This window comes from Nocardia sp. NPDC003482 (assembly GCF_053588115.1).
The window spans coordinates 1-8,046 of record NZ_JBSFPI010000055.1 but is presented as its reverse complement, the minus strand read 5'-3'; the positions used below and the strand labels follow the sequence as shown (position 1 = coordinate 8,046).

Here is an 8,046-nt window from a genome sequence, read left to right as displayed (position 1 = left end):
TCGCCACCCCCGCGGTACACGACACCGCTTCCCGGGTGGGGCCCGGGATGTGCCTCGACCCCCGACCCTCACCCCCGCCCAGCCGCCCCACCGTGCCGCCGCCATCCCGGCGCCCATGCCCGCCCCGGCCCCCGAGCCCGCGCCGGAACCGCAGCCCGCCCCCGCGCCCGCGCCGAGCTACCCCGACAACCTCGACGGCTGGATCCACCAGGCCCTCGACATCATGGCCGCCCACGGCATTCCGGGCAGCTACGAGGGAATCATGCGCAACATCATTCGCGAGTCCTCGGGCAACCCGCAGGCGATCAACCTGTACGACTCCAATGCGGCCATGGGCATCCCGTCCAAGGGCCTGTTGCAGGTCATCGATCCGACCTTCGCCGCCTACCACGTCGACGGCACCCCCTTCGATGTGTGGGATCCGGTCGCCAACATCGTGGCCGCGTGCAATTACGCCGCGCACCGCTACGGCTCGATGGACAACGTGAACTCCGCGTACTGAGCGCGCAACAATCCGGTAGCAATATCGATGCAAACCGGGGATTCGACTGATCACCCAGGGGTATAAACCCTTCAGTAGCAGTTCTGGCAAACCGTCGGGAACGTCAGATAGCGAAGGGATGGGTCGGTGTACACCTCCAGTTTGGCTATCGATTTTCAGCAGGGCATGTCGAACGCGTGGAGTTCCATCGCGACGTGGGTGCCCAAATTCATCGGATTCCTCGTCGTCCTCGTCATCGGCTGGATCGTCGCGAAGGTCGTGGCGAGAATCGCCGGGGCGATCCTGCGGCGGATCGGTTTCGACCGGCTCGTCGAACGCGGCGGCATCAAGGACATGCTCGCGCGGAGTCGCTACGACGCCACCGACATCCTGGTGAAGCTGGTCTACTACGCGATCCTGCTGATCGCGTTGCAGATCGGCTTCGGGGTCTTCGGCCCGAATCCGGTCAGCGACATGCTCAACGGCATCGTCTCCTGGCTGCCGCGGGCCGCGGTCGCGATCATCATCGTGGTCATCGCGGGCGCGATCGCGCGGGCGGTCTCGGATCTGGTCTCGAACATGCTCAGCGGCCTGTCCTACGGCCGGATGCTGGGCCGCATCGCCGCGGTGTTCATCTGGGGCGTCGGCATCATCGCCGCGCTGAACCAGATCGGGGTGGCCACCTCGGTGACCATGCCGATCCTCATCACCGTCCTGGCGACCATCGGCGGTGTGCTGGTGGTCGGCGTCGGCGGCGGCCTGGTCCGGCCCATGCAGCGGCGCTGGGACGGCTGGCTGGACAACCTCGAGGGTGAGATGCCGCAGCTACGCGGTCACGCCGAGGCGTATCAGCGTGGGCGCGAGGACGTTTCGCGGCAGCGCGAGATGTCCCACGAGCAGGAGAGCGAGCACCGCACGCCGCAGATGGCCGGCGGCGCGAGCTACGGCTCCGAGCAGATGGGCCGCGGGCAGATGGGCTCGATGGGGTACGGCTCCGAGCGCGGCGATCGGCCGGGCGCGGGCGGCGGTATGCCGGGTGCGCAGGGCGGACGGCCGGGCGCGCAGGGTGGTCCCGCCGGGATGCCCGGTGGACAGGGTGGTCGGCCGGGAATGCCGGGCGCGCAGGGCGGTCCGACCGGGATGCCCGGTGGACAGGGTGGCCGGCCGGGAATGCCCGGCCCGCAGGGCGGCGGTCGCCCCGGTATGCCGGGCGGTCGTCCGGATATGCCTGGCGCGCAAGGGGATCGGCCGGGAACCCAGGGCGGCCATCACGGGCACAGCGGGCCGACCGGCGAGGATCCGGGTGAGTCCCGGCGCTGATCCGCTCGACCGATAGCGCGTTATCCTGAGCGGCCGCGAATCACGCGGCCGCTCAGCGCTTTTCGGGTTGCGGCGCCGCGACCGTCGCGGCCACGAATCGGGATCAGGTCCGGGCGAACGCCAGCTGACACACCCCGGCCAGCCGCAGTTGCAGCCAATCCGCCGCGGACCACTCGTGCGGATCCCGCGGCGCGGAAAGCGCCGCCCGGCCGGAATGCTCGAGCAGGCCGCGGGCGTAACCGGCGAGCAGGACGCTCCCGGGCACCGCGGCCGAATTCTCCACCCCCATCTCGAGGATGTCGCGAATCGCGGCGGCATGCTGATCCAACGCCGCCGACACCGCCGGGACCGCCCGGGCCGCCGCCAGCGCCGGAACTCCGTGGGTCTGGTGCAGGCGATTCAAGGTCTTGCGCGCCGACACTTCGAGCAACGCGGAGCCGAACAAAAACACCCGGCAATGCTAGCAATCACGCAGCATTTACCACACTGTGATATTTCGCAAATTGTCAGCGAAACGCCTTCGATCCGGTGAGCGCCTCGCCCAGCACGAGCTGATGCACCTCGGCCGTGCCCTCGTAGGTAAGCACCGACTCCAGGTTGTTGGCGTGCCGCAGCACCGGATACTCGAGCGTGATTCCGTTGGCGCCCAGGATGGTTCGGCATTCGCGGGCGATGGCGATGGCCGCCCGGGTGCTGTTGAGCTTGCCCGCGCTCACCTGTTCGGGCCGCACGCCGCCCGCGTCCTTGATTCGCCCGAGATGCAGGGCCAGCAGCAGGCCCTTCCCCAGTTCGACGGCCATATCCGCGAGCTTGGCCTGGGTGAGCTGATAGGCCGCGAGCGGTTTGTCGAACACCTCGCGGGTGCGCGCGTACTCGACGGTGGCGTTCAAACAGTCCCGGGCCGCGCCGAGCGCGCCGAACACGATGCCGAACCGGGCCTCGGACAGACAACCCAGCGGCGCGGCCAGTCCGGTGGCCTCGGGCAGTCGCGCGTCGTCGGGCAGCCGCACCCCGTCCAGGCTGAGTTCCGCGGTGATCGAGGCGCGCAGCGACAGCTTGCGGTGCATCTCCCGCGCGCCGAAGCCGGGGGTGTCGGTGGGCACCAGGAACCCGCGGATGCCCTCCTCGGTGCGCGCCCACACCACGGCCACATCGGCCACCGAACCGTTGGTGATCCACATCTTCGACCCGTCGAGCACCCAATCCGAGCCGTCGCGACGCGCCCGCGTGCGCATACCGCCGGGATTGGAACCGAAATCCGGTTCGGTGAGTCCGAAGCAGCCGAGCAGATTCCCGGTCGCCATCTCCGGCAGCCAGCGCCGCTTCTGCTCCTCCGAGCCGTATTTGTGGATGGCCGTCATCGCGAGTGAGCCCTGCACCGAAACCATGCTGCGCACACCGGAATCCACGGCCTCGAGCTCGAGGCAGGCCAGTCCGTATTCGGTCGCGGTCACCCCGGCGCAGCCGTAGCCCTCGAGATGCATGCCGAGCAGGCCCAGCTTGCCCAGTTCCGGGGCGAGTTCGCGGGCCGGGAAGGTGCCCGCCTCGAACCAGTCGGCCACATGCGGGCGCAGCCGCTGCTCGCCGAACAGCCGGACCGTGTCCCGGATCTGCCGCTCGGTGTCGGTGAGCAGGGAATCGATGGCGAAGAGCTCCTCAACGGTGACCATGCGAATCACAGTAATTGTCGAGTTCTAGGCTGGCAGTCATGACCGACGATCAGCTGGGGTTCTCCACACGGGCCGTGCACGCCGGGTTCGATCCCGATCCGCAGACCGGAGCGGTGAACGTGCCGATCTACGCGAGTTCGACCTTCGCCCAGGACGGGGTGGGCGGACTGCGCGGCGGATACGAGTACGCGCGGACCGGCAACCCGACCCGTACCGCACTGGAGGCCAATCTGGCCGCGCTCGAATCGGGCCGGTACGGACGGGCCTTCGCCTCCGGTATGGCGGCCACGGACTGTCTGCTGCGTGCCACCCTGCGGCCCGGTGATCACCTGGTCATCCCCGACGACGCGTACGGCGGCACGTTCCGCCTGATCGACAAGGTCTTCACGCAGTGGGGCGTCGAGTACTCGGTCGCCCCGGTGTCGGATCCGGATCGGGTGCGCGAGGTCATGCGGCCCACCACCAAACTGATGTGGCTGGAGACGCCGACCAATCCGCTGCTCAATGTCGGCGATATCGCCGCGCTGGCGGCCGTCGCGCACGGCGGCGGCGCGAAACTGGTGGTGGACAACACCTTCGCCTCGCCGTACCTGCAGCAGCCGCTGCTGCTGGGCGCCGACATCGTGCTGCACTCGACCACCAAGTACATCGGCGGCCACTCCGACGTGGTGGGCGGCGCGCTGATCACCGACGACCAGGAACTGGACGCGGCCTTCGCCTTCCTGCAGAACGGGGCGGGCGCGGTGCCCGGACCGACCGACGCCTTCCTCACCATGCGTGGGGTGAAAACCCTTGCGGTGCGGATGGATCGGCACTGCGACAACGCCGAGACACTCGCCGGTTACCTCGTCGATCATCCGGCCATCGCGCGGGTGATCTACCCGGGCCTGCCCGAACACCCCGGGTACGCCGTCGCCCAGAAGCAGATGCGCCGCTTCGGCGGCATGATCTCGGTGCGCCTGCACGGCGGCCACCAGGCGGCGCACGACTTCTGCGCGCGCACAAGGATTTTCACCCTCGCCGAATCGCTGGGCGGGGTGGAGTCGCTCATCGAGCATCCGGGCGCCATGACGCACGCGTCGACCGCGGGCTCCGAACTCGAGGTGCCCGCGGATCTGGTGCGACTGTCGGTGGGAATCGAGGACATCGGTGATCTGCTGGCCGATGTGGAGCAGGCACTGGGCTGATACGGGAGCGGGTCCGGCAACGGTGCTGCATCCCGTTGCCGGACCCGGCGAATTCCCGGCGTCAGCTGTGGTAGGGCTCCGCGCTGACCAGCGTCACCTTCATGGTGTTGCCGTTGGGCAGGGTGTACTCGCGGGTCTCGCCCACCTTGGCGTCGATCAACGCGCCGCCGAGTGGCGAAGAGGGCGAATAGGTTTCGAGGTCGGAGCGGCCCAGGCCCTCCTCGCGCGTGCCGATGAGGAAGGTCTCGGTATCGCTCTCGTCGCCGTCGTAGTAGACCTTGACCACCGAACCCGGCAGTGCGACACCGGAAACCGCGGGCGGCACGCCCACCTTCGCGTTGTTGAGCAGCTCCTGGAGCTGCCGGATGCGTGCCTCCTGCTGGCCCTGCTCCTCGCGTGCCGCGTGGTAGCCGCCGTTCTCCTTGAGGTCGCCTTCTTCGCGGCGTTCGTTGATCTCGGCCGCGATGACCGGACGGTTGGCGATGAGCGCGTCGAGTTCGCTCTTGAGCCTCGCGTGCGACTCCGGGGTCAGCCAGGTCACGTTCGTCTCAGTCATCTCGATCACTCCCTAGTAGTTGTTCCCGGCGTGCCGGGATTCCCTGAGGCCGCCGACGTGCGCCCCCGCTGCTGGAGGCGCACGACGGCGTGGACGGCTGGAGCGATCCCTGGGGGATGTCCTCGAACCCCGACAGCGCCGGCCGTCAATGCAGCAAACACGGCTCCAGAGGCTCCGGAACCGTGCGTTGGACCATTTTAGCACGAGATACAAAAACGCAGGTCGGAGCGGTCTTTGCGACGCGTTTTGCCCTGTTGGCCCGGCATTTCGCGGCCCGGTCGCGGGGTGTTTCTCAGGGGGCTCTCAGGTACTCGGGCACTTTGCCGCTACATCCGTAGATGTTGCCGTTGGCCGGGCGCGCGGTGGCCCGCACGGGCACGGTGATCTCGACGGTGCCGCTGTCGGAGGGCGCGATCAGCACCTCGCGGCGGCCGACCTCCGTGCCGTCGGTGTCCATCGCGCGCACGAAGCAGACGACGGGCCGGTCCGGATGTTTGCGGGTGACCTTGAAATGCACGGTCAGCGTGGAGTCGTCCACGAGCTGATAGCCGAGCTGATCGGGCTCGATGTCCTGCGGCCCGAACTGCCGATACCCCAGGTAGGCCACGCCGAGACCGAGCAGGACCACCACCGCGCCGAGCGCCCCGGCGACCCAGCGGCGGTCGCGCCGTGGGCCGGTGCCGTAACGGTCGGCCACCCGGGTGGAGGCTTCGCTCATGATCTGGTCGCTCCCGGGGGGTAGGTCGGAACAATCGGAGGTCGAATGGAACTATAGGGAGTGGAGATCGAGGGCCCACACCCGCGGCGGAGAGCGATGAGGTGACGATGGTGAGCGACGAGGTGAATCAGGCGTGAGTGGACTTCGCCTCATGGCGGTGCATGCCCACCCGGACGACGAATCCAGCAAGGGCGCCGCGACGACCGCGAAATACGCCGCCGAGGGCAACGACGTCCTGGTCGTCACCCTGACCGGCGGCGAGCGCGGCTCGATCCTCAACCCCGCGATGGACGTGCCCGGCATCCTCGATCGCATCAACGAGGTCCGCAAGGAGGAGATGGCCGAGGCCGCCAAGGCGCTCGGCGTGCGTCAGACCTGGCTGGGCTTTGTGGATTCCGGTCTGCCCGAAGGGGATCCGCTGCCGCCGCTGCCCGAGGGCTGCTTCGCCCTGGTGCCGCTGGAGGAGGCGACCGAGGCTCTGGTACGGGTCGTGCGCGAGTTCCGGCCGCACGTCATGACCACCTACGACGAGAACGGCGGCTATCCGCACCCGGACCACATCATGTGCCACAAGGTGTCGATGGCCGCGTTCGAGGCGGCCGGTGATCCGGAGCGTTTCCCCGACGCCGGGGAGCCGTGGCAGCCGTTGAAGCTGTACTACGACCACGGCTTCAGCATGCAGCGGCTGGAGGTGTTCGCCGCGGAGTTCGAGCGCATCGGCGAGCCGTTCCCCATGCAGGACTGGCTCGACCGCATCCGCAAGGCCGCCGCCGAGCGCGGCGACATCATGGGCCGGGTGACCACGCAGGTCGAATGCGCCAAGTACTTCCCGCAACGCGACGACGCCCTGCGCGCGCACGCCACGCAGATCGACCCCAACGGCGCGTTCTTCGCGATCCCGCTGGAGATGCAGCAACGCCTGTGGCCCACCGAGGAATTCGAACTCGCCCGCACCCACGTGCGCACCGAACTCCCGGAGACCGACCTGTTCGCGGGCATCCGCGAGGCCGACGAGGACCCCGCCCGATGATCTGGACCCTGCTGGCCCAGCCCACCACCAACCCCACCGGCCCCGAATTCGGCAAGGCCAGCCCCCTCGGTCTGGTCATCATCCTGGTCCTGCTGGTGGGCACGGTCCTGCTGATCCGCTCGATGAACAAGCACATCAAACGCCTACCCGCCGAGTTCTCCCCCGAGCACCCCGAACCCGACCAGGCGGCCGACGAGGGCACCGACCCGGGCGTGGTGGAGGGCGATGCGTCCGCCCAGCAGCCGAAGCCGCCCGCGAAGGCAGACCCCGACCAGAGCTGAGCCCCCTCCCGCTACCGGTTCGCTCCAACCAGTCCCTCGCTTCTGACTCGGGCACGCTCTTCGCCCGAGTCAGAAGCGAGGGTCCCGAGTCCGATGCCGACAGATGTCACAGTCGCAATCGAAGTACCCGATCCCCGCGCTACCCCGCGCCCCACGCCGCTCGGCTTCCTCCAGATCGGCGAACCACGGCCGCCGTGACACGCGGGAGGTGGTGCTGTTCTTCATGCCCGATGAATACCCAGTCCCACCCCACTCAACGGGTCACGATTCCGGTGATTTTCTTTGCGCCCCAGGCGCATCGGCAACCTCTCGGCTCATCTCGAAGATCCTGCCCACGGTCGCCGACGCTCCCTGACCGGCCCGAGCGCATCGCCCCGATGACGGATGAGCTCGACACAGGCATGTCTCCGCCGTCACTCAGGTTTCGGATCCTGCTGGTCGCCCCTTTTGTTGTAACCGTCCGATCGCATGATGGACAGCAGTACCTCCTCGATCGCCGGCCCCTCGACACCGATCCGCCGCAACGCCTGGGTCGGCACTGCCCAGGGATCCCGAACGATAGCCAGGAACAGATGTTCCACCCCGACATAGTTATGGCCCATGTCGTTCGCGGCTACTGCTGCGGCGGCGATGACCTGCTGGTATCGCGGAGTTGGTTCCGGTGCGTCTGCCATGTGATGACTTTATCCACTCGATCGGTTCGGTACGGGTTGTGTCCAGCAGGATGGTGTACGACCGGACGCCAGCGAAGTGGTGGCGTGTCGTAGCCGAGTAGAGGGTGGTCACCGCGTGATCCTTCAAAA

Annotated in this window: 10 protein-coding genes; 5 read left to right on the top strand and 5 right to left on the bottom strand. The window is 68.1% G+C overall.

The genetic code is table 11. The features are described 5' to 3' along the window. Both ACWDSJ_RS37645 and ACWDSJ_RS37640 read left to right on the top strand, forming a co-directional pair. Positions 1–502, top strand: a 502-nt coding sequence (locus tag ACWDSJ_RS37645) for a transglycosylase SLT domain-containing protein (protein ID WP_450037647.1), incomplete at its 5' end; no start/stop codon positions are given. A gap of 126 nt (positions 503–628) precedes the next feature. Further along, positions 629–1,801 carry a membrane protein gene (locus tag ACWDSJ_RS37640; protein ID WP_450037646.1) on the top strand — a complete coding sequence of 391 codons (1,173 nt, stop codon included), beginning with the start codon at positions 629–631 and terminating at the stop codon, positions 1,799–1,801. Between the two features lie 103 nt (positions 1,802–1,904). Here the strand turns inward: ACWDSJ_RS37640 and ACWDSJ_RS37635 are convergent, their stop codons facing one another. After that, positions 1,905–2,252, bottom strand: coding sequence for a DUF6401 family natural product biosynthesis protein (locus ACWDSJ_RS37635; RefSeq protein WP_450037644.1), 348 nt, complete (start codon positions 2,250–2,252; stop codon positions 1,905–1,907). A 55-nt stretch (positions 2,253–2,307) separates the two neighbouring features. Beyond that, positions 2,308–3,471 (bottom strand): acyl-CoA dehydrogenase family protein, encoded by a 1,164-nt coding sequence (locus ACWDSJ_RS37630; protein ID WP_450037642.1) that lies wholly within the window; start codon positions 3,469–3,471, stop codon positions 2,308–2,310. Positions 3,472–3,509: 38 nt separating this feature from the next. On the opposite strand from ACWDSJ_RS37630, the gene ACWDSJ_RS37625 reads away from it, so the two are divergent. Continuing rightward, positions 3,510–4,658, top strand: coding sequence for a cystathionine gamma-synthase (locus ACWDSJ_RS37625; protein ID WP_450037640.1), 1,149 nt, complete (start codon positions 3,510–3,512; stop codon positions 4,656–4,658). A 61-nt stretch (positions 4,659–4,719) separates the two neighbouring features. On the opposite strand, the gene greA is transcribed toward ACWDSJ_RS37625, so the two are convergent. After that, complete coding sequence (gene greA, locus ACWDSJ_RS37620; protein ID WP_387363297.1) at positions 4,720–5,214, bottom strand: transcription elongation factor GreA; 495 nt, start codon at positions 5,212–5,214, stop codon at positions 4,720–4,722. 292 nt (positions 5,215–5,506) lie between these two features. Further along, entirely contained in the window at positions 5,507–5,932 is a 426-nt protein-coding gene (locus ACWDSJ_RS37615; protein ID WP_450037638.1) for a DUF4307 domain-containing protein, read from the bottom strand. 133 nt (positions 5,933–6,065) lie between these two features. Between ACWDSJ_RS37615 and mca the strand changes: the two genes are divergently transcribed. Both mca and ACWDSJ_RS37605 read left to right on the top strand, forming a co-directional pair. After that, positions 6,066–6,962: a mycothiol conjugate amidase Mca gene (mca, locus tag ACWDSJ_RS37610; protein WP_450037637.1), complete on the top strand. Its 897-nt coding sequence runs from the start codon at positions 6,066–6,068 to the stop codon at positions 6,960–6,962. Next, a complete protein-coding gene (locus tag ACWDSJ_RS37605) occupies positions 6,959–7,243 on the top strand; it encodes a hypothetical protein (protein ID WP_450037635.1) in 285 nt (94 codons plus the stop codon). Before mca ends, ACWDSJ_RS37605 begins: the two co-directional genes overlap by 4 nt. 413 nt (positions 7,244–7,656) lie before the next feature. On the opposite strand, the gene ACWDSJ_RS37600 is transcribed toward ACWDSJ_RS37605, so the two are convergent. After that, positions 7,657–7,917 (bottom strand): Clp protease N-terminal domain-containing protein, encoded by a 261-nt coding sequence (locus tag ACWDSJ_RS37600; protein WP_450037634.1) that lies wholly within the window; start codon positions 7,915–7,917, stop codon positions 7,657–7,659. Positions 7,918–8,046 lie beyond the last annotated feature (129 nt).

Bases quoted from the DNA above. Each gene is read 5' to 3' on its own strand.
- ACWDSJ_RS37630 (WP_450037642.1), bottom strand. From the start codon at position 3,471: ATGGTCACCGTTGAGGAGCTCTTCGCCATCGATTCCCTGCTCACCGAC.
- greA (WP_387363297.1), bottom strand. From the start codon at position 5,214: ATGACTGAGACGAACGTGACCTGGCTGACCCCGGAGTCGCACGCGAGG.
- ACWDSJ_RS37605 (WP_450037635.1), top strand. From the start codon at position 6,959: ATGATCTGGACCCTGCTGGCCCAGCCCACCACCAACCCCACCGGCCCC.
- ACWDSJ_RS37625 (WP_450037640.1), top strand. From the start codon at position 3,510: ATGACCGACGATCAGCTGGGGTTCTCCACACGGGCCGTGCACGCCGGG.
- ACWDSJ_RS37615 (WP_450037638.1), bottom strand. From the start codon at position 5,932: ATGAGCGAAGCCTCCACCCGGGTGGCCGACCGTTACGGCACCGGCCCA.
- ACWDSJ_RS37600 (WP_450037634.1), bottom strand. From the start codon at position 7,917: ATGGCAGACGCACCGGAACCAACTCCGCGATACCAGCAGGTCATCGCC.